The sequence below is a fragment of the Pseudomonas sp. JUb52 genome (assembly GCF_004341115.1).
Taxonomy (GTDB): Bacteria; Pseudomonadota; Gammaproteobacteria; order Pseudomonadales; family Pseudomonadaceae; genus Chryseomonas; species Chryseomonas oryzihabitans.
Map to the genome: position 1 here is coordinate 239,471 of NZ_SLYS01000005.1, position 19,465 is coordinate 258,935.

Annotated in this window: 16 protein-coding genes and 1 pseudogene; 12 read left to right on the plus strand and 5 right to left on the minus strand. The window is 69.5% G+C overall.

Annotated elements, in window-relative coordinates:
* Positions 1–112: 112 nt before the first annotated feature.
* From modA to modC, 3 genes are read left to right on the plus strand one after another with little or no spacing between them, the layout of a single operon-like run.
* The gene (gene modA / locus EC839_RS10980) at positions 113–868 is read left to right on the plus strand and encodes a molybdate ABC transporter substrate-binding protein (protein WP_007162715.1); all 756 of its coding nucleotides are present in this window, start codon (positions 113–115) and stop codon (positions 866–868) included.
* A gap of 4 nt (positions 869–872) precedes the next feature.
* Positions 873–1,550: a molybdate ABC transporter permease subunit gene (gene modB / locus EC839_RS10985; RefSeq protein WP_007162714.1), complete on the plus strand. Its 678-nt coding sequence runs from the start codon at positions 873–875 to the stop codon at positions 1,548–1,550.
* On the plus strand, positions 1,547–2,623 hold the full coding sequence (modC, locus tag EC839_RS10990; RefSeq protein ID WP_007162713.1) for a molybdenum ABC transporter ATP-binding protein: 1,077 nt from the start codon (positions 1,547–1,549) through the stop codon (positions 2,621–2,623). The genes modB and modC overlap by 4 nt, the downstream gene beginning before the upstream one ends.
* On the opposite strand, the gene EC839_RS10995 is transcribed toward modC, so the two are convergent.
* A complete protein-coding gene (locus tag EC839_RS10995) occupies positions 2,615–3,541 on the minus strand; it encodes a LysR family transcriptional regulator (RefSeq protein WP_007162712.1) in 927 nt (308 codons plus the stop codon). The two genes, modC and EC839_RS10995, sit on opposite strands and share 9 nt — an antisense overlap.
* Positions 3,542–3,679: 138 nt before the next feature.
* Between EC839_RS10995 and EC839_RS11000 the strand changes: the two genes are divergently transcribed.
* Positions 3,680–4,597 (plus strand): DMT family transporter, encoded by a 918-nt coding sequence (locus tag EC839_RS11000; RefSeq protein ID WP_007162711.1) that lies wholly within the window; start codon positions 3,680–3,682, stop codon positions 4,595–4,597.
* Here the strand turns inward: EC839_RS11000 and EC839_RS11005 are convergent.
* Together EC839_RS11005 and EC839_RS11010 are read right to left on the minus strand one after the other, a co-directional pair.
* Positions 4,563–5,495 (minus strand): acetamidase/formamidase family protein, encoded by a 933-nt coding sequence (locus tag EC839_RS11005; RefSeq protein ID WP_007162710.1) that lies wholly within the window; start codon positions 5,493–5,495, stop codon positions 4,563–4,565. The genes EC839_RS11000 and EC839_RS11005 overlap by 35 nt on opposite strands.
* 26 nt (positions 5,496–5,521) lie before the next feature.
* A complete protein-coding gene (locus EC839_RS11010) occupies positions 5,522–6,904 on the minus strand; it encodes an APC family permease (RefSeq protein WP_007162709.1) in 1,383 nt (460 codons plus the stop codon).
* A 154-nt stretch (positions 6,905–7,058) separates the two neighbouring features.
* Here EC839_RS11010 and EC839_RS11015 point away from each other — a divergent pair, with 154 nt between their 5' ends.
* The 6 genes from EC839_RS11015 (at position 7,059) to EC839_RS11040 (ending at position 13,047) form a co-directional block, all read left to right on the plus strand.
* Positions 7,059–7,823: a LuxR family transcriptional regulator gene (locus tag EC839_RS11015; protein ID WP_007162708.1), complete on the plus strand. Its 765-nt coding sequence runs from the start codon at positions 7,059–7,061 to the stop codon at positions 7,821–7,823.
* Positions 7,824–7,912: 89 nt separating this feature from the next.
* Positions 7,913–8,383 carry a nuclear transport factor 2 family protein gene (locus tag EC839_RS11020; protein ID WP_007162707.1) on the plus strand — a complete coding sequence of 157 codons (471 nt, stop codon included), beginning with the start codon at positions 7,913–7,915 and terminating at the stop codon, positions 8,381–8,383.
* Positions 8,384–8,452: 69 nt separating this feature from the next.
* Positions 8,453–9,361 (plus strand): LysR family transcriptional regulator, encoded by a 909-nt coding sequence (locus EC839_RS11025; protein ID WP_007162706.1) that lies wholly within the window; start codon positions 8,453–8,455, stop codon positions 9,359–9,361.
* Between the two features lie 109 nt (positions 9,362–9,470).
* The gene (locus EC839_RS11030) at positions 9,471–10,661 is read left to right on the plus strand and encodes a CaiB/BaiF CoA-transferase family protein (protein ID WP_007162705.1); all 1,191 of its coding nucleotides are present in this window, start codon (positions 9,471–9,473) and stop codon (positions 10,659–10,661) included.
* Positions 10,658–11,584 (plus strand): hydroxymethylglutaryl-CoA lyase, encoded by a 927-nt coding sequence (locus EC839_RS11035; protein ID WP_007162704.1) that lies wholly within the window; start codon positions 10,658–10,660, stop codon positions 11,582–11,584. The genes EC839_RS11030 and EC839_RS11035 overlap by 4 nt, the downstream gene beginning before the upstream one ends.
* Positions 11,585–11,661: 77 nt before the next feature.
* Positions 11,662–13,047, plus strand: coding sequence for an MFS transporter (locus tag EC839_RS11040; RefSeq protein WP_132832548.1), 1,386 nt, complete (start codon positions 11,662–11,664; stop codon positions 13,045–13,047).
* Between the two features lie 2 nt (positions 13,048–13,049).
* Here EC839_RS11040 and EC839_RS11045 read toward each other — a convergent pair whose 3' ends face one another.
* Together EC839_RS11045 and EC839_RS11050 are read right to left on the minus strand one after the other, a co-directional pair.
* Entirely contained in the window at positions 13,050–16,148 is a 3,099-nt protein-coding gene (locus tag EC839_RS11045; protein WP_007162702.1) for a multidrug efflux RND transporter permease subunit, read from the minus strand.
* Positions 16,148–17,296: an efflux RND transporter periplasmic adaptor subunit gene (locus tag EC839_RS11050; RefSeq protein WP_007162701.1), complete on the minus strand. Its 1,149-nt coding sequence runs from the start codon at positions 17,294–17,296 to the stop codon at positions 16,148–16,150. The genes EC839_RS11045 and EC839_RS11050 overlap by 1 nt, the downstream gene beginning before the upstream one ends.
* A gap of 150 nt (positions 17,297–17,446) precedes the next feature.
* Here EC839_RS11050 and EC839_RS11055 point away from each other — a divergent pair.
* Together EC839_RS11055 and EC839_RS11060 are read left to right on the plus strand one after the other, a co-directional pair.
* Positions 17,447–18,141, plus strand: a pseudogene (locus EC839_RS11055) (response regulator).
* Positions 18,142–19,458, plus strand: a complete 1,317-nt coding sequence (locus tag EC839_RS11060) for an ATP-binding protein (protein WP_007162699.1) — start codon at positions 18,142–18,144, stop codon at positions 19,456–19,458.
* Positions 19,459–19,465: the final 7 nt, after the last annotated feature.

Below are 19,465 nucleotides of genomic sequence, written 5' to 3' on the forward strand. Positions count from 1 at the left end.
CGCCAGAACCAACGCCGGCGGGGAAACCTGCCGGCGTTTTCTTTTGTGCCCTCGGCAGCCGCCAGCGTCTTGCGGCTGCCGCTGGGCTGACAGCCCCAATGGAGAAAGCCCGATGCTGTCCAACCGTTCCCGCCTGTCGCTGCTGCTGCTCACCGCGACGCTGGCCACCCCGGCCCTGGCCGATGAGGTCCAGGTGGCCGTGGCCGCCAACTTCAGCGCGCCGCTCAAGGCCATCGGCGAGCGCTTCGCCCAGGACACCGGCCATCGGCTGGTGATTTCCAGCGGCGCCACCGGCCAGCTCTATAGCCAGATCAGGAATGGCGCGCCCTTCGCGGTCTTTCTCTCCGCCGACGACAGCACCCCGGCCAAGCTGGAAAGCGAGGGCGCGGCGGTCAAGGGCTCGCGCTTCACCTATGCCATCGGCACCCTGGCGCTCTGGTCGCCCAAGCCCGGCTATGTGGACGGCGACGGCGCGGTGCTCAAGCGGAACGCCTTCACCCACCTGGCCGTGGCCAATCCCAAGACCGCGCCCTATGGCCTGGCCGCCACCCAGGTACTGGCCAAGCTGGGCCTGACCGAGGCGGTCGCGGCCAAGCGGGTGGAAGGCCAGAACATCACCCAGACCTACCAGTTCGTCGCCACCGGCAATGCCGAGCTGGGCTTCGTCGCCCTGTCGCAGATCTACAGGGACGGCAAGATCAGGGAAGGCTCGGCCTGGATCGTGCCGGCCGAGCTCTATGCGCCGATCCGCCAGGACGCCGTATTGCTGGACAAGGGCCAGGACCAGCCGGCGGCCAAGGCGCTGCTGGCCTATCTCAAGGGCCCCCAGGCGGCCGCGGTGCTCAAGGCCTACGGCTACCGGCAGTGACGCCATGAGTCTGAGCGCGGCGGACTGGGCGGCGATCCGCCTGACCCTGGAGCTGGCCAGCGTGACCACCCTGCTGCTCTTGGTGCTGGGTACGCCCCTCGCCTGGTGGCTGGCGCGCACCCGCTCCCGGCTCAAGGGGCCGGTCGGCGCCCTGGTGGCCCTGCCGCTGGTGCTGCCGCCCACGGTGATCGGCTTCTACCTGCTGCTGGCCATGGGACCGGAGGGCTGGGTGGGGCAACTGACCGAGGCGCTGGGGCTGGGGCGCTTGCCCTTCACCTTCGCCGGGCTGGTGGTGGGTTCGCTGTGCTATTCACTGCCCTTCGTGGTGCAGCCGCTGCAGAACGCCTTCGAGGCCATCGGTCCGCGCCCGCTGGAAGCGGCGGCCACCCTCAGAGCCGGCCCCCTGGATACCTTCTTCCACGTGGTGCTGCCGCTGGCGCGGCCGGGCTTCGTCACCGCCGCCATCCTCGGCTTCGCCCATACCGTGGGCGAATTCGGCGTGGTGCTGATGATCGGCGGCAACATCCCCGGACGTACCCAGGTGGTCTCCACCCAGATCTTCAATCACGTGGAAGCCATGGAATATCCCCAGGCGCACCTGCTGGCCGGGGGCATGGTGGCCTTCTCCTTCGTGATCCTGCTGCTGCTCTATGGGCGCCGTGGGCGGTCGGCCTGGACATGAGTCTCGCTGCGCGCTTCGAACTGCGGCATGCCGACTTCGTGCTGGACGTGGACCTCGCCCTGCCCGGCAGGGGCGTCACCGCCCTGTTCGGTCCCTCGGGCTCGGGCAAGACCAGTTGCCTGAGGTGCGTGGCCGGACTCGAACCCGCCGCCCGTGGCCGCCTGGTGGTGGCGGGAGAGACCTGGCAGGACAGCGACTGCGGCCTGTTCCTGCCGCCGCACAAACGCGCCTTGGGCTACGTCTTCCAGGACGCCAATCTGTTCGAGCACCTGGACGTGCGCCGCAACCTGCTGTTCGGCTGGAAGCGGGTGGCGCCCGCTGCGCGTCGACTGGAACTGGAGCAAGTCGTCGAGTTGCTGGGCATCGAAGGACTGCTCGCGCGGATGCCGGCGCGCCTGTCCGGCGGCGAACGCCAGCGGGTCGGCATCGCCCGCGCGCTGCTGACCAGTCCGCGGCTGCTGCTGATGGACGAACCCCTGGCGGCGCTGGACGCCGAGCGCAAGGCCGAGATCCTGCCCTACCTGGAGCGCCTGACCGGGGAGCTGGCGCTGCCGATCCTCTATGTCAGCCATGCCCCCGACGAGGTGGCGCGGCTGGCCGATCACCTGGTGCTGCTGGAGCGGGGCCGGGTGCTGGCCAGTGGGCCGACCACCGAGGTGCTGGCACGCCTCGACCTGCCCATCGCCCTGGCCGACGACGCCGGGGTGGTGCTGGCAGGGCGGGTGCTCGGCCATGACCCGGACTACGGCCTGCTCAGCCTGGGGCTGGCGGGCGAGCAGCGCGTGCTGCTGGCCCATGCGCCGCTGCCGCCCGGGCAGGCGCTGCGCATCAAGGTGCTGGCGCGGGATGTCAGCCTCAGCCTGGAGCGCCAGCACAGCAGCATCCTCAATGTGCTGCCGGCCACCGTCGCCGAGATCGCCCCGACCCGTTCGCCGGCCCAGGTGCTCTTGCGCCTGGACCTGGGCGGCGCGGCGCTGCTGGCGCGGATCACCCGCTATTCGCTGGAGAGGCTGGCGTTGCGGCCGGGCAGCCGGGTCTGGGCACAGCTCAAGTCGGTGGCGGTGCTAGCCTGAGCCTGGGGTTGGCCCGAGCCGCTCCAGCAGAAAATCCACCAGCGCCCTGACCGCCGCCGGCAACTGGCGATCCGGCGGATAGAGCAGCCAGGCGGTACCCTGGTAGGGACCCAGGTATTGCCAGTCGGGCAGCACCCGTTGCAGGCGGCCGTCGGCCAGGCCGGCTTCAGCGGCGAAGGCCGGCAGGCAGGCGATGCCCAGGTCGGCGAGGGTCGCCTCCAGGCGCACGCCGCTGTGGTTGCAGGCCAGGCGGCCGCGCACCGTCACGCTTTCCACCCGGCCGCCGCGACGCAGTTGCCAGCGCTGGTCGCCCGGGGTTTCGCCCAAGTAGAGGCAATCGTGCTCGGCCAGCGCCTGGGGCTGCTGCGGCATACCGCGGCGCCCGAGATAGGCCGGGCTGGCGCAGAGCACGAAGTCCATCTCGCGCAATGGCCGGGCGACGAAGCCGGCGGGTGGCTGCTCGGTGATGCGCACCAGCAGATCCTGGTCGTCGGCGATGGGGTCCAGCGGACGATCGTCCAGGCGCAGTTGCAGATCCACCTCGGGATAGCGCTGGAAGAAGTCCGGCAGCAGCGGCGCGATCAGCCGGTAGCCGACCGCCTTGGGCACCGCCAGCCGCACCTGGCCGCGGGGCTCCTCGCGATGCTGCAGACCGCTGTCCAGCGCCGCACCGGCGGCGGCCAGCAGCTGGCGGCAGTGGCCGAGCACCTCGCGGCCGGCCTCGCTCAGGCGCAGCTGGCGGGTAGTGCGCTGCAACAGGCGCACGCCCAGCTCCCGCTCCAGCCGCGCCACCTGGCGACTGACCGCCGAAGGCGTGGCATCCAGGAGGCGGGCGGCGGCGGTAAAGCTGCCGGTCTCCACCACCTTGGCGAAGGCGACCAGACAGGGCAGCAGGGGAAGGGCGCGCACGAGATCCATGCCAAATCCGCGGGAAGCAATGGGGCTGGAAAGACTGGCATTGCTTCCCTGGCGGAACAAGAGCTATGCGCGCGGACGGGCTTATCGCGCCTGCCGCGGGACGGGCACACTGGCGGCCTGATCCAGGGAGAAGCCGTCATGTCGCCACGCCCCACCTTCGGTCTCGCCGAAGGCCTGCTGCTCGCCACCGCCCTGGTCTGGGGGACCAGCTACGCCGTGGTCAAGGACGCCGTGATGCTCTATCCGGTGCTAGGCTACCTGGCGCTGCGCTTCTGCCTCACTGCGGCGCTGCTGCTGCCCACCCTGAGGGGCGAAGGCCGGCGGGCCTGGCGGCCCGGGGTGCCGACCGGTCTGCTGCTGCTGGCGATCTTTCTCGCCGAGACCTATGGCGTGGCCCTGACCAGCGCCAGCAACGCCGCCTTTCTCATCAGCCTGTGCGTGGCCCTGACGCCCTTCGTCGAATGGTGGCTGCTCGGCCAGCGTCCCGAGCCTCGCGCCCTGGGCGCCGCGGCCCTGGCGGTGGCGGGCGCCGGGCTGCTGACCCGCGGGGTGACCCTGAGCTTCAACCTGGGTGATGGCCTGATCCTGTTGGCAGCCGTATTGCGCGCGGTCAATGTCTGCGTGGTGCGTCGGCGTCTGCAGCGGGCCAGTACCCCGGTGCCGGCCCTGGCGCTGACCGCGGTGCAGACCGGCGTGGTCGGCCTGGCCTGTCTGCTGCTGTTCGCCCTTGGCCCGGGTCTGACGCCGTTGCCCGTACAGCCAGGCTTCTGGCTAGCCACCGGCTACCTAGTGCTGTTCTGCACCCTGGGCGCCTTTCTTGCCCAGAACTTTGCCCTGGGCCGCACCAGCGCCACCCGCGTCGCCCTGCTGATGGGCGCCGAGCCGCTGTTCGGCGCGCTGTTCGCCAGCATCTGGTTGGACGAACGCCTGGGCCTCTGGGGCTGGCTGGGCGGCCTGCTGATCGTCATCGCCTCGCTGTGGGGGACCTTGCCGCGGCGCGCGCCAGAACACTCGGCCCCGGCTATTCGAACACGATCCGCGGAAAATAGAAGCTGACTACCCAGTTGGGCACGTCGACGATCTCGCTGATGCGCAGGTCGCCGCAGACCGAGCAGAGCAGATAGGCCTGTTCCGCCGGCAGGTTGCGGCTCTGCCCGAGCCAGTCGATGGCGCCGCTGACGGCCATGCGCGCCGCGGCCAGCAGGTCCGGTCCGATCCCGGTGAAGACCTCGTAGCCGGCGCCGTCCAGGTGCCGGGTGACCGGTCCCGGGGTGCTGAAGCGCGGCATGGCCAGCGGTTGCCCCTTGATCAGCTCGAAGGTGGCGGTGACCGCCATGGCGGTCTCGATGGCGGTGCCGCAGACCTCGCCATCGCCCTGGGCGGCATGGGTGTCACCAATGGAAAACAGTGCTCCGGCGACCTCCACTGGCAGGTAGAGGCTGGTGCCGGCGGCCAAGTCGCGGATATCCAGATTGCCGCCCACCCGCCGCGGTGGCACCACCGAGTGCAGCCCCGGCGCCGCGGGCGCCACCCCCAGGGTGCCGGCGAAGGGCTTGAGCGGGACCCGCGCCAACTCGCCGAAGGCCGCCGGCGTCTGACCGCTGCGGTCGTACTGCCAGAGTTGCAGCACCGGGTCCGGAAACTGGTCGGCGAGCAGGCCGAAGCCGGGGATGTTGGCGGTCCAGCCAAAGCCGCTGGGGGTGAAGCTGTCCAGGGTCACCTTGAGCACGTCGCCCGGCTCGGCGCCATCGATCCACAGCGGACCACAGACCGGATTGACCCGCTCGAAGGGCAGGGTGGCGATGTCGGCGGCGCTGGAGTGGTCGTGGAAGTGGCCGTCCGCCGCGTCGCGGCAGGCAAAGCTGACCGTCTCGCCCGGCGCGACCTCCAGCGCCGGAGCGAGGCTGTGATCCCAGCCGCAATGGCAGTGCTGACTGTGCAGGGTCTTGATCATCTGAAGCCTCCGCGGCGGGTCTGTGCCTAATGGACGGCGTCGTTGGCCTTGAATTCCGTGGTCCGGCCGCTGAGCTTGAGGAAGGCCAGCACGGCCAGGCCCAGCACCATCCAGCAGCTGCCACCGACCTTGGCGTAGACGTCGGCGTTGAACAGCACATAGGCGAGGATGATGAAGCCGATCAGCGGGACCAGCGCATGGAGCAACGGGCGACCGGCGCCGCGGTGATGCCAGGCCACTGCCACATGCAGGAGCAGGAAGGCGGTCAGCGCACCGAAGTTGCACATGGAGGCGAGCAGATTGATCTGGCCGACAAAGAACAGCCCCAGCACCAGACTCAGGGCCGCCACCAGCAGGATGGCGCGCTGCGGCACCCGGGTCGCGGGGTGGATCTGGCGCAGGAACTGCGGCAGCTGGCGGTCACGGGCCATGGCGAACAGCAGGCGCGAGGTGGCGGCCTGGGCCACCAGGGCGTTGGCGATGGCGGCGCCGATGGCCACTGCCAGAGCGATCACCACCTGCAGCCAGGGGCCGGCGATCAGCCGACCGATCTCGTAGAAGGCGTTGTTGGAGGCGTCGGCGTCGGGGTACTGGATCAGGTTGGGTTGCAGCAGGGCGGCCAGCCAGGTCTGCACCATGAACAGCGCCGCCACCAGGGTCAGGGCCAGCAGGGTGGCGCGGCCCACCACGCGGCTGCCGCCGCGGGTTTCTTCGGAAAGGGTGGAGATGGCGTCGAAACCGAGAAAGGACAGCACCGCCACCGACAGGGCGCTGAAGATCAGCGGCAGGGAGAATTCCTGGGGGTTGTACAGCGGCTTCAGGCTCCACTCGGCGCCATTCACGCCGCGGCTGATGGCCAGCGACGCCAGCACCACGAACACCAGCAGCACCGCCAGCTGGCCATAGAGGAACAGCCGGTTGGCGCGGGCGGTGGTCTCGATGCCGCGCAGGTTGACCAGGGTGTTGAGGCCGACGAAGAAGAGGATCCACAGCGGCTGGGGAAGCGCCGGGATGACGTTGGCCATGGCATTGGCGCCGATCACATAGAGCAGCGTGGGCACCAGCAGATAGTCGAGCAGGATGGCCCAGCCGGCAAGAAAGCCCAGCGCCGGGTGCAGGCCGCGGCCGACATAGGCATAGACCGAGCCGGCCACCGGGAAGGCGCGCGACATCTGCTGGTAGCTGACCGCGGTGAACAGCATGGCGACGAAGCCGATCAGGTAGGTGAGGGGCACCATGCCGTGGCTGGCGTCGAACACCCCGCCAAAGATGGAAAAGGGCGCGATGGGCACCATGAACACCAGGCCGTAGATCAGCAGGTCCTTCAACCCGAGCTGGCGCCTGAGTTCCTGGGTGTAGCCGAAGCGGGCGAGGTCGGCGGCGTCGCCGGACGGAGCGTGCTGAGTCATGGGGGCTTCCTCGAAGGGGCGGGGTAGGCTCGACTCTAGGCCAGGGTGGGCCCTGGCCCCATCCACAAAAGTGCTAGGTTTGCGGCCGGCCGGGGACGACTGGCAGAGCCTTTGCTTCGCTTTCCCCATCGCGATCCAGGGGAGGAGCTCCAAGATGCATGCCGATCTGCTCACCGTCAGCAGCCGCCTTGCCGGACTGCCCACGCTCGATGCCTGTCTGGATGCCGTCCAGGCCAGTGCCGACCACCTAGGGTGCAAGGCGCTGATCTACGACTACGCGCCGGTGCCCCTCAGTCACGAGGGCGTACTCATCACCCCCTCGGTGTTCAAGGTGCGCAACGCCCCGGCGGACATGCAGGCCTTCTGGTGCGAGCGCGGCTACTACCAGATCGATCCGGTGCAGCAATGCGCCAGTCGGCGCGCGGCGCCCTTCGTCTGGTCGTTTCGCAGCGAAACCCGCAGCGCCCTGCGCGAGTACCTGGGTGACAGTCATAGGCCGGTCACCTGCTATGTGCGTGACAGCGGCCTGGCCACCGGGGTGACGGTGCCGCTGCACCTGCCGGGCGGTGCCTTCGCCACCCTGACCGGCATCCTCGACGCCGATGCCCCGGACGCCGAGGCCGCCGGCGAAGCCTGCCTGGGCGCCTTCCTGGTGCTGGCCCATGCCTTCCAGGCCCGGGCCGACGAACTGCTCGCGCCGGCCGAACGCCGCTGCGGTCAGGTCCGCCTGACGCCGCGCGAGCGCGAATGCCTGCAGTACTCGGCCAAGGGCCTGACCGCCAAGCGCATCGCCGCGACCCTCAACCGATCCACCGCCACGGTCAACCTGCACCTCAACTCCGCCGCCCGCAAACTGGGCGCACGCAACCGGGTGGAGGCGGTGGTGCGGGGCTTGCACTATCGCCTGGTAGAGGTCTGAGCGACTTGGCCGGATCCGTGGGCCGTTCGACCTTGTGACACCTTCGCTGCGGCCTGACACTGGGGCCCTGTCTGCCAAGGAGAGTCCCCATGAGCGCTGCCCGTCCCCCCGTTCCGCCCTTTACCCTAGAGTCCGCCCGGCAAAAGGTCCGCGCCGCCGAAGACGGCTGGAACAGCCGCGATCCGGCCAAGGTGGCCCTGGCCTATACCGCCGACAGCCGCTGGCGCAATCGCAACGATTTCCTCCAGGGCCGCGCCGCCATCGAGGCCTTTCTCACCCGCAAGTGGCAGCGCGAGCACGAATACCGGTTGATCAAGGAACTCTGGGCCCATGACGGTCCGCGCATCGCCGTGCGCTTCGCCTATGAATGGCGGGACGAAGACGGCCAGTGGTACCGCGCCTACGGCAACGAGAACTGGCACTTCGACGACCAGGGCCTGATGGCCGAGCGTCACGCCAGCATCAACGACCTGCCGATCAGCGAGGCCGAGCGGCTGTTTCATTGGCCCCAGGGGCGGCGCCCGGATGACCATCCCGGCCTGAGCGACCTGGGTCTCTAACCTGAGGCGGGCGGCTACCCCGGGCGCGCCGGCTCCTGTACAAGGACCGCTGGCCGCCTGGACCCCAAGATGATGCACTACCGCAACCTGCTCCGCCGCCTCGACCTGGTCTCGCTGCAGCTGCTGCTGGCGGTGCACGAGGAGGGCACCCTGACCCGCGCCGCCGAACGCGAGATGATCGCCCTGTCCGCCGCCAGCAAGCGACTGCACGACCTGGAGCGCTCGCTCGACATCGAACTCTTCGAGCGCAACGCCAAGGGCACCACCCTCACCCCGGTCGGCGAGACGCTGCTGCATTACGCCAAGCGCATCCTCGCCGACGTCGAGCGCATCAGCATCGATGTCGGCGAGCACCTGCAGGGCGTGCGCGGCTACGTGCGGATGATGGCCAACATCTCCGCCATCATCGAATTCCTCCCCGAAGACCTGCAGGCCTTCACCGTCGGCCATCCCCAGGTCAAGGTCAGCCTGGACGAACGACCCAGCGCCGGGGTGGTGAAGGGGGTGCTGGAAGGCGCCGCCGACCTGGGCATCTGTTCCTCGGACACCGACACCCGCGGCCTGCTGGCCGTGCCCTATCGGCAGGACACCCTGGTGGTGGTCATGCGTCCGGATCATCGCCTGGCCGCACGCCCGCGGCTGGCCTTCGCCGAGACCCTGGACGACGACCACGTCGGCCTGCACGCCGACAGCTTCATCAACCTGCGCACCAAGGCGGCTGCGCGCAGTCACGGCAAGGCCCTGCGCCTGCGCATCCATGTGCCCGGCTTCGACGCCGTGTGCCGCATGGTGCAGGCGGGCTTCGGCCTGGGCGTGCTGCCGCTGCAGGCCTTCGAACTCATCGGGCGACCGCTCGGACTGATCGCCGCGACGCTGGATGACGACTGGTCCCAGCGCAGCCTGGCGCTGGTAGTACGTGACGTCGAGTCGCTGTCACCGGTCAGCCGGCTGCTCTACGACCACCTGCTGGACGTGTGAGTCGGGTCTTCGCGATCTGCGAAGACCCCTTGCCGAAAGACGTTAACCACCGGCTGCACTATTGTCCTAGCATCGGCCTCATTCCAATAACAAGAGAGGCTAGCCCGCCATGACGGCTCTCACCGGACTCCGTGTCATCGAGATCGGCACGCTCATCGCCGCCCCCTTCGCCGCTCGGCTGATGGCCGAATTCGGCGCCGAGGTGATCAAGATCGAAGCCCTCGACAAGGGCGATCCCCTGCGCAAGTGGCGCAAGCTGCACGAGGGCACCTCGCTGTGGTGGTACCTCCAGTCGCGCAACAAGAAGTCCCTCGCCCTGAATCTGCGCTCCGCCGAAGGCGTGGCCCTGGTCAAGCAGCTGGTCGAGGGCGCCGACGTGCTCATCGAGAATCTGCGCCCGGGCGCCCTGGAAAAGCTCGGCCTCGGCTGGGACGACCTGCACGCCCTCAATCCCAAGCTCACCCTGGTGCGCATCTCCGGCTACGGCCAGACCGGCCCCTATCGTGATCGCCCCGGCTTCGGTGCCATCGGCGAGGCCATGGGCGGCATCCGCTACACCACCGGTACCCCGGGCGTGCCGCCGGCGCGGGTCGGGGTCAGCCTCGGTGATTCCCTGGCCTCCATGCACGCGGTGATCGGCGCCCTGATGTCGGTGCTGCGGGTCAAGACCGGCCAGGGCGACGGCCAGGTGGTCGATGTCTCCCTGGTCGAGAGCGTGTTCAACGTCATGGAAAGCCTGGTGCCCGAATACTCCATGCTCGGCCATGTGCGCGAGCGCACCGGCGGGGCGTTGCCGGGCATCGCGCCGTCCAACACCTATCCCACCGGCGATGGCGGTTTCGTGGTGATCGCCGGCAACAGCGATCCCATCTATGTGCGGCTGATGCAGGCCATCGGCCGACCTGACCTGGCCGAGCGCCCCGACCTTGCGCAGAACGACGGGCGCGCCCGCCACTGCGAGCTGATCGACGAGGCCATCGCCGCCTGGACCGGCAGTCGCGGCATCGACGAGGTGCTGGAGATCCTCGAAGGCGCCGAGGTCCCGGCCGGTCGTATCTATTCGGCCGCCGACATCGTCGCCGATCCCCATTACCAGGCGCGGGACATGCTGCTAGACACCACCTTGCCCGACGGCGCGAACCTGAAGATGCCGGGCATCGTGCCCAAGCTGTCGGCCACTCCGGGCCAGGTCAACTGGCAGGGTCCGACCCTGGGTCAGCACACCGATGGCCTGCTGGCCGAACTGGGGCTGAGCGACGCGGACATCCAGCGACTCAGGAAGGGCGGGGTGGTGCAATGAGTACCGAACGCCTGATCGTCCAGGAAGTCGCCCCCCGCGATGGCTTGCAGATCGAGCCGAGCTGGGTGGAAACCGCCGACAAGATCGCCCTGATCGACGAGCTTTCGGCGCTGGGTTTCTCGCGGATCGAAGCCGGTTCCTTCGTCTCGCCCAAGGCGGTGCCCATGCTGCGCGACGGCGAGGCGGTGTTCCAGGGCATCGCCCGCCGGCCCGGGGTGACCTATGTCGCCCTGGTGCCCAATCTCAAGGGCGCCCAGCGCGCCCTGGAAGCAGGCGCCGACGAGCTGAACCTGGTGCTCTCCGCCAGCCAGACCCACAATCGCGCCAACATGCGCATGAGTTGCGAGCAGTCCCTCGCCAGCTTCGCCGAGGTGGTGCAGCTGGCCAAGGGGAAGGCGGTCTCGCTCAACGGCACGGTGGCGACCACCTTCGGTTGCCCCTTCGAGGGGCGCATCGACGAAGGCTGGGTGTTCGAGCTGGTGCAGCGCTATCTGGCGCTGGGCATGACCGGCATCACCCTCGCAGACACCACCGGCATGGCCAATCCGCGGCAGGTCGCGCGGATCGTCCGCCAGGTGCTGGAACTGATCCCGGCGTCCGCCCTGACCCTGCACTTCCACAACACCCGCGGCCTCGGCCTGTGCAACGTGCTGGCGGCTTATGAAGCCGGCGCGCGCCGCTTCGACGCCGCCCTCGGCGGCCTCGGCGGCTGCCCCTTCGCGCCCGGCGCGTCCGGCAACATCTGCACCGAGGACCTGGTGAATCTCTGCGTGGAAACCGGGGTGGAGACCGGGATCGACCTGGAGCGGCTGATCGCGCTGTCGCGTACCCTGCCGGCGCTGCTCGGCCACGATACCCCCGGTCAGCTGGCCAAGGCCGGTCGCAACTGCGATCTGCATCCGCCGCCCGCGGCCACTGGCTGAGCCGCACCCGTTTTCATTCGTTCGCCCTGACTACAACAACAAAGGAGCGCCAGCCTGGCCGCTCCCGGGAGACCGCTATGTCCTCATCCGCAACCTCCGCCGCCCTGGCGGCCACCGAACAGGCCATCGTCCGCAAGGTCGCCTGGCGGCTCATGCCGCTGATCATGGTCTGCTACCTGTTCGCCTTCTTCGATCGCATCAACATCAGCTTCGCCAAGTTCCAGCTGCAGGCCGACCTGTCGCTGAGCAACACCGCCTATGGCCTGGGCGCGGGACTCTTCGTGGTGGGCTATGTGCTGTTCGAGGTACCCAGCAACATGATGCTGTACAAGGTCGGCGCCCGGCGCTGGATCGCCCGCATCATGATCTCCTGGGGCATCGCCACGGCGCTGATGATGTTCGTCACCGCCGAATGGCAGTTCTATGTGCTGCGCTTCCTGATCGGCGCCATGGAAGCCGGCTTCGCGCCGGGCATCCTCTACTACCTGACGCTGTGGTTTCCGCAGAGCTATCGCGGCCGCATCACCTCGACGCTGTTTCTCGCTTCGGCCTTTGCCGGGCTGATCGGCGCCCCGGTCTCGGGGGTGATCCTCGGCCAGATGGACGGTCTGCTGGGCATGCGCGGCTGGCACTGGCTGTTCCTGGTCGGTGGCATCCTCTGCGTGCTGCTCGGCGTGCTGGTGCTGCGCCTGCTGCACGACCGCATCGCCGATGCGCCCTGGCTCAACGCCGACGAGAAGACCTTCCTGGCCAGCCGCATCGCCCGGCATGAAAACAACAGCCATGGCTCGCTGCTGGCGGCAATCCGGCTGCCGGGCTTCCTGCTGCTCGGGCTGATCTACTTCCTGATCCAGGTCGCCTCCTATGGCCTCAACTTCTGGGCGCCGCAGCTGATCCGCAGCGCCGGTACCGAAAGCCCGACCGTCATCGGCCTGCTCACCGCCGTGCCCTACGTCTTCGGCGCCATCACCATGGTGGTGGTAGGCCGGCTGTCGGACGCCAGCGGCGAGCGGCGCAAGTTCGTCTGCGGCCTGGTGATCGCCGGCGCCCTGGGCTTCTTCAGTGCAGGACTCTTCGCCGACCACACCCTCTTCCTGATCCTGTCCCTGGCCCTGATGGGCGCCGGCATCATCGCTGCCATCCCGGCCTTCTGGGCCCTGCCGCCGAAGCTGCTGGCCGGGGCCGGTGCGGGCGCCGCGGGGGGTATCGCCCTGATCAACACCCTGGGGCAGTTCGGCGGCATCGTCAGCCCGGTGATGGTGGGCTACATCAAGGACCTGACCGGCAGCACCACCCCGGCGCTCTACCTCATCGGCTGCACCAGCCTGCTGGCCGCCGGCCTGCTGTTCTGGGCGCTGCCGCAGAGCCTGCGGACCTCGGACAAGCTCGGCGCCCGCAAGCCCGAGCCCGCGCCGGTCGAGGACGCCACGCTGCTGGGCGACAAGCGGCCCCATAACGCCTGAGGCTAACGGTCCGGCGCGCGCCAGCGCCGGACCAGCCGCAGCACCCCCACGAAGAACACCGGCACGAAGACCAGCGCCAGGGTGGCGCTGAGCATGCCGCCGATCACCCCGGTGCCCACCGCCTGCTGGCTCGCCGAGCTGGCCCCGGTGGCCAGGGCCAGGGGCACCACGCCGAGGATGAAGGCCAGCGAGGTCATGACGATGGGTCGCAGGCGCAGGCGGGCGGCGCGGCAGGTGGCCTGGTACAGGTCCATACCTTCGTCGTGCAGGCGCTTGGCGAATTCGATGAGCAGGATGGCGTTCTTCGCCGTGAGGCCGATCACCGTGATCAGCCCGACCTTGAAGAAGACGTCGTTGGGCATCCCCCTCAGGGTCACCGCCAGCACCGCGCCGAGCACGCCCAGCGGCACCACCAGCAGCACCGCGGTGGGAATCGACCAGCTCTCGTAGAGCGCCGCCAGGCAGAGGAACACCACCAGCAGCGACAGCCCCAGCAGCAGGGGCGCCTGGCCGGCGGAGAGGCGTTCCTGCAGCGACAGCGCCGTCCACTCCAGGGCGAAACCGTGCGGCAACTCGGCGGCCAGGCGCTCCAGTTCGGCCATGGCCTCGCCGGTGGTGTGACCGGGCAGCGGCTCGCCGGCCAGGCTGATGGCCGGGTAGCCGTTGTAGCGCGACAGCTGTGCCGGGCCCTGGGTCCAGTCGGCGCTGACAAAGGCGGACAGCGGCACCATGCGTCCGCGCTCGTTGCGTACCTCCAGGCGCAGCAGGTCGTCCACCTGGCTGCGGGTGCCCAGGTCGGCCTGGACGATCACCTGCTGCATCCGCCCGCGATTGGGGAAGTCGTTGACGTAGCTGGAGCCCAGGGCGGTGCCCAGGGTCTCGCCGAGGGCGCTGAAGCCTACCCCCAGCGCGGCGGCCTGGCGGCGATCCACCACCAGCTGCACCTGGGCGCTGTCGGCCAGGGCAGTCTCCCGCACGTAGGCGATGATCGGATTGCCCGCCAGCCTGGCCTGCAGTTCATCGCGTGCCGCCTTGAGCGCCGCCTGGCCGCGATTGGACCTGTCCTGCAGGCGCACCTCGAAGCCGCTGGAGGTGCCCAGGCCTTCCACCGGCGGCGGCAGCACGGCGAAGCCCTGGGCCTCGCTCTCGCCCGCCAGGGCGGCATTGGCCCGCTCGGCGATGGCTGCGGCGGAGTCGGCCGGGCCGCGGGCGGACCAGTCCTTGAGGGTGGTGAAGGCCAGCGCGGCGTTCTGGCCGCTGCCGGAAAAGCTGAAGCCGAGCAGCACGAGATCGTTGGCCACTCCGGGTTCGTCGGCGTAATGGCGCTCCAGGCGCTCGAGCACCTTGAGGGTGCGCTCCTGGGTGGCGCCCGGCGGCAGCTGGATGTCGGTGATCACATAGCCTTGGTCCTCGGTGGGCAGAAAGGCGCCGGGCAGGCGGCCATAGAGCGCCACCAGGGCCGCCAGCAGGACGGCGAACAGCAGGAGATTGGGCAGCAGTCGGCGGATGGCGCGGGCCACCCAGCCTTCGAAGCCGCCGGTCAGACGTTCGAAACCCCGGTTGAAGGCGGCAAAGAAGCCGCCGTGGGCATGGGCGCCCTGGGGAATCGGCTTGAGCAGGGTGGCGCACAGCGCAGGGGTCAGGCTCAGGGCGAGAAAGGCGGACAAGAGGATGGCCACCGCCATGGACGCCGAGAACTGGCGATAGATGACGCCCACCGAACCGCTCATGAAGGCCATGGGCACGAAGACCGCGGTCAGCACCAGGGTGATGCCGACGATGGCGCCGGCGATCTCGCCCATGGCCTTGCGCGTGGCGGCGCGCTGATCCAGGCCTTCGCTGGCCATCAGTCGCTCGACGTTCTCCACCACCACGATGGCGTCGTCCACCAGGATGCCGATGGCCAGCACCATGCCGAACAGGGTCAGCACATTGATCGAATAGCCCAGCGCCAGGAGCACGGCGCAGGTGCCCAGCAGCGCCACCGGCACTACCAGGGTCGGGATCAGGGTGTAGCGCAGATTCTGCAGGAACAGGTACATCACCGCAAACACCAGCGCCATGGCCTCCAGCAGGGTGTGGATGACCTGGGTGATGGAGATCTCGACGAAGGGCGCCGTGTCGTAGGGGATGTCGTACTTCATCCCCGGCGGAAAGTACCGGGACAACTCGGCCAGCTTGGCGCGCACCGCCTTGGCGGTGGCCAGGGCATTGGCGGTGGGCGCCAGCTGCACCCCGACCGCCACCGAGGGCTTGCCGTCCAGGCGGGTGCCGAAATTGTAGCTCTGGCTGCCCACCTCGACCCGGGCGACATCGCCCAGGGTCACGCTGGAGCCATCGACCCCGGCGCGCAGCAGGATGCCGGCGAATTCCGTCGGGTCGCTCAGTTGGCCCTTGATCAGCACCGGCGCGCTCAACTCCTGGCCCGCAGGGGCGGGCAGCTCGCCGAGACTGCCGGCCGCCACCTGGACGTTCTGCTCGGCGATGGCGCGGGTCACGTCGGCCGGGGTCAGGCCGACCGCCACCAGGCGACTGGGGTCGAGCCAGACGCGCAGGGCGTGTTCGGCGCCAAACAGCTGGGCCTTGCCCACGCCGTTCAGTCGGCGCAGTTCATTGACCACGTTGCGCGCCAGGTAGTCGCTCAGCGCGGTGGTGTCGAGGCGCTCGTCGGTGGCGGTAAGGGTGACGAACAGCAGATAGCCGGCGGAGGTTTCCTCGATCTGGATGCCCTGCTGGGTGACCGCCCGCGGCAGGCGCGGCTCCACCACCTTGAGGCGATTCTGGATGTCCACCTTGGCCAGCTCCGGATCGGTGCCGGGCTGGAAGGTCACGGTCAGGGTGGCGCTGCCCTGGCTGCTGCTGGACGAGAAGTAGAGCAGGTGATTGACGCCATTGAGTTCCTGCTCGACCAGGCTGACCACGCTCTCGTCCAGGGTCTGCGGCGAGGCGCCCGGATAGCTCAGGGTCAACTCGATCTGCGGCGGCGCCACGTTGGGGTACTGGGCCACCGGCAACTGCGGCAGCGCTAGCAGGCCGGCGAGCAGGATGAACAGCGCCACCACCCAGGCGAACACCGGGCGGTCGATGAAGAAATTGGCCATCAGCGCCCCTCCGCCGGGGCGGCCTGGGCTTCCTGGGGCGCGACCACCAGGCCTGGCTGCGCCTGTTGCAGGCCCGAAAGCAGTACCCGCTCACCGGCGGCGAGGCCCGACTCCACCACCCAGCGACCCTCCACCACCGGTCCCAGGCGCACCTCGCGCAGGGCGAGCCGGTCTTCGGCATCCACCACCCAGACCTGGGCCTGGCCGCCGGCGCTGCGCTGCACCGCCCGCTGCGCCACGCTCAGGCCCTGGTCGAGGCGCGCCTGCTCCAGGCGCACCCGCACGAAGCTGCCCGGCAGGAGCTCGCGCCGTGGATTGGGAAACTGGCTGCGCAGGGTAATCTGGCCGGTGCTGGCGTCCACCGCCAGATCGGCGAACAGCAGGCGGCCGCTCTCCGGGTAGGGGCTGCCGTCTTCCTGCAGCAGGGTTACCTGGGCCTGATCCGGCGCCACCTGCTGCAGCCGACCGTCGCGCAGGGCATCGCGCAGCGCCTTGAGCTGACGGGTCGACTGGGTGACGTCGGCCTGGATGGGGTCCAGCTGCTGGATGATCGCCAGCGGCGTGGCGTCGCCCTGGCCGACCAGGGCGCCTTCGCTGACCAGGGCCTTGCCGATGCGCCCGGCGATGGGCGTGGTGACCGTGGCATAGCCCAGATTCAGCCGCGCCCGCTTGAGCGCCGCCTGGGCCGCGGCCACCTCGGCCTGCGCTTGCAGACTGGCACCGCGGGCATCGTCCTGCGCCTGACGACTGATCGCCTCGCTCTCCACCAGCGCCGCATAGCGCTCGGCCAGCCGGCGCGCCTGGAAGGCGCTGGCCTCGGCCTTGCGCAAGGCGGCGGCACTGTCCACCTCGGCCTGCAGCGGCGCCGGATCGATACGGAACAGCACTTCACCGGCCTTGACCTCGCTGCCTTCGCGAAACACCCGCTGCAGCACGATGCCGGCGACCCGCGCCCGTACCTCGGCGGTCCGCGGCGCCACCAGGCGGCCACTGAGTTCGCTGGCGATGGCCAGGGGCGTGGGGTGCAGCGTCTCCACCTGCACCCTGGGCGCGGGCGGGGCGGCGGCCTCCGGGGCCGGGCGGTCGCAGGCGGCGAGCAGCAGGCAGAGCAGCGCGAGGCTGCCGAGGGCAGGGCGGGACAGAGACATCGGGGCTTCCTCCAGGAGAGCGCCATGGTAGGCGTCCCGCTCGGGCCTCCCTGTAAACGTCTGTAGGTCTCTTGTGAAAGAGTGTTAAGCCCGGCGCCCGCCTGCCCGGGGCTCGGCTATGCTCGGCACTTTCCGCCACGAAGACCTGCCGTGATCCCCTTGCTCATTGTCGAAGACGACACCGCCCTGGCCGAGCTCATCGCCACCTACCTGGGCCGTCAGGGCTATGCCGTGACGGTGATCGGTCGCGGCGACGAGGCGCTGGCCGCGGTGCAGCGCCTGCGCCCGCACCTGGTGGTGCTCGACGTCATGCTGCCGGGGCTGGACGGCCTGCAGGTCTGCCGTCAGCTGCGCGCGGCCCAGCCGGGCCTGCCGATCCTGATGCTCACCGCCCTGGACGACAGCCACGACCAGGTGCTGGGCCTGGAGATCGGCGCCGACGACTACGTCAGCAAGCCTTGCGAACCGCGGGTGCTGCTGGCACGCATCCGCACCCTGCTGCGCCGTTGCCAGCTGGGCGAGGCGCCCGCCGATGACCGCCTGACGATCGGCCAGCTGCGGTTGCTGCCGGGTGAACGCCAGGTCTGGTGGCGCGACCAGCTGGTGGAACTGTCGTCCACCGAATTCAACCTGCTGGCGATCCTCATGCGCCATGCCGGCGAGGTGCTCAGCCGCGACCAGTTGATCCAGCAACTGCGCGGCATCGAATTCAACGGCGTCGATCGCTCGGTGGACGTGGCCATCTCCGGCTGCGCCGGCGCTTCGAAGAGCACCCCGGCGACGCCCGGCGGATCAAGACCGTCTGGGGCAAGGGTTATCTGCTGTCTCGCGCCGAGTGGGAATAGATGCTCAAGATCCTCGTCCGCCTCTACCTCATCCTGCTGGTCACCTACGGCGCCGCTAGCTACCTGGTGCCCGAGGCACTGCTGCAGGTGTTCTACGAGCGCTACAGTCGCTACACCCTCGAACAACTGCACGGCCCGCTCAGCCTGGTGCAGCGCACCTTCAACCAGGCGCCGCCGGCGCGTTGGCCAGCCCTGCAGGACGAGTTGGCCGCGGAGCTGGCGCCCATCAGCCTGCGTCTGGTCCCGCTTGAGGATCCGGCTCTCAGTCCGGAGGAGCGCGCAGGCCTGGCCGCCGGCCAGCGCCGGGTACGGCTGGGCGACTATGGCGAGCCCAGCGCGGCCCTGGTACCCCTGCCTGAGAATCAGGTGCTCTGGGTCGGCATCCCCGAGGCGCCCACCGACATCGCCCTGACCTACTGGGCCATGAACGCCCTGATCGGCGCGGCCCTGTTGGTCTGCCTCTATGTCTGGCTGCGACCGCACTGGCGCGACCTGGAGCGGCTGCGGCGTACCGCGGCGCGGCTGGGCAAGGGCCATCTGGGCGAGCGCACGGCCATCTCGCCGCGCTCGGACATCGGCGAGGTGGCGCGGGCCTTCGATGACATGGCCCAGGAACTGGAAGCGCTGATCGTCCAGCAGCGCGACCTGCTCAACGCCGTCTCCCACGAATTGCGCACGCCGCTGTCACGCCTGGAATTCGGCCTGGCGCTGTTGCAGGCCGATCCGCTGCCCGCCGAGACCCACCGCCAGCTGGAACAACTGGTGCGCCACGTCCGCGAACTGGATGCCCTGGTCGACGAACTGCTGTCCTTCGCCCGCCTGCAGAGCAGTCAGCAACCGCCCGAACGCCTGAGCCTGGAACTCGAAGCCTTTCTCGACAGCGTGCTGGCCGACTTCGCCGAAGAGCAGGAGCGGTGCGGCGTCTTGGTGCACCTGGACCTGACGCAGGCGCCCAGGCGGGTCGAACTGGCGCCACGCCTCACCGCCCGCGCCCTGCAGAATCTCGTCGGCAACGCCTTGCGTTACTGCCAGCGCGAGATCTGGGTAGCGGTCCGGGGCGACGGCGACGCGTTGCTGATCGCCGTCGAGGATGACGGCGAGGGGATTCCCGCGGCGGAGCGCGAGCGGGTCTTCGAACCCTTCTATCGCCTGGATCGCAGTCGCGACCGCGCCACCGGCGGCTTCGGCCTGGGCCTGGCCATCAGCCGCCGCGCGGTGGAAAACCAGGGCGGCCGGCTGGACCTGAGCGCCGGTGCCCAGGGCGGCGCTCGATTCGAGATCCGCCTGCCGCTGCCGCCGCGCCTGGGGCTCGCCTGAGGCCGCC

What these genes read in the sequence shown, in the direction of transcription:
- EC839_RS11010 (WP_007162709.1), bottom strand. Translation starts at nt 6,904, where the DNA reads ATGACTCAGCACGCTCCGTCCGGCGACGCCGCCGACCTCGCCCGCTTC.
- EC839_RS10995 (WP_007162712.1), bottom strand. Translation starts at nt 3,541, where the DNA reads ATGGATCTCGTGCGCGCCCTTCCCCTGCTGCCCTGTCTGGTCGCCTTC.
- EC839_RS11000 (WP_007162711.1), top strand. Translation starts at nt 3,680, where the DNA reads ATGTCGCCACGCCCCACCTTCGGTCTCGCCGAAGGCCTGCTGCTCGCC.
- EC839_RS11050 (WP_007162701.1), bottom strand. Translation starts at nt 17,296, where the DNA reads ATGTCTCTGTCCCGCCCTGCCCTCGGCAGCCTCGCGCTGCTCTGCCTG.
- EC839_RS11035 (WP_007162704.1), top strand. Translation starts at nt 10,658, where the DNA reads ATGAGTACCGAACGCCTGATCGTCCAGGAAGTCGCCCCCCGCGATGGC.
- EC839_RS11015 (WP_007162708.1), top strand. Translation starts at nt 7,059, where the DNA reads ATGCATGCCGATCTGCTCACCGTCAGCAGCCGCCTTGCCGGACTGCCC.
- EC839_RS11040 (WP_132832548.1), top strand. Translation starts at nt 11,662, where the DNA reads ATGTCCTCATCCGCAACCTCCGCCGCCCTGGCGGCCACCGAACAGGCC.
- EC839_RS11060 (WP_007162699.1), top strand. Translation starts at nt 18,142, where the DNA reads ATGCTCAAGATCCTCGTCCGCCTCTACCTCATCCTGCTGGTCACCTAC.
- modC (WP_007162713.1), top strand. Translation starts at nt 1,547, where the DNA reads ATGAGTCTCGCTGCGCGCTTCGAACTGCGGCATGCCGACTTCGTGCTG.
- EC839_RS11025 (WP_007162706.1), top strand. Translation starts at nt 8,453, where the DNA reads ATGATGCACTACCGCAACCTGCTCCGCCGCCTCGACCTGGTCTCGCTG.
- EC839_RS11020 (WP_007162707.1), top strand. Translation starts at nt 7,913, where the DNA reads ATGAGCGCTGCCCGTCCCCCCGTTCCGCCCTTTACCCTAGAGTCCGCC.
- EC839_RS11030 (WP_007162705.1), top strand. Translation starts at nt 9,471, where the DNA reads ATGACGGCTCTCACCGGACTCCGTGTCATCGAGATCGGCACGCTCATC.
- modA (WP_007162715.1), top strand. Translation starts at nt 113, where the DNA reads ATGCTGTCCAACCGTTCCCGCCTGTCGCTGCTGCTGCTCACCGCGACG.
- EC839_RS11005 (WP_007162710.1), bottom strand. Translation starts at nt 5,495, where the DNA reads ATGATCAAGACCCTGCACAGTCAGCACTGCCATTGCGGCTGGGATCAC.
- modB (WP_007162714.1), top strand. Translation starts at nt 873, where the DNA reads ATGAGTCTGAGCGCGGCGGACTGGGCGGCGATCCGCCTGACCCTGGAG.
- EC839_RS11045 (WP_007162702.1), bottom strand. Translation starts at nt 16,148, where the DNA reads ATGGCCAATTTCTTCATCGACCGCCCGGTGTTCGCCTGGGTGGTGGCG.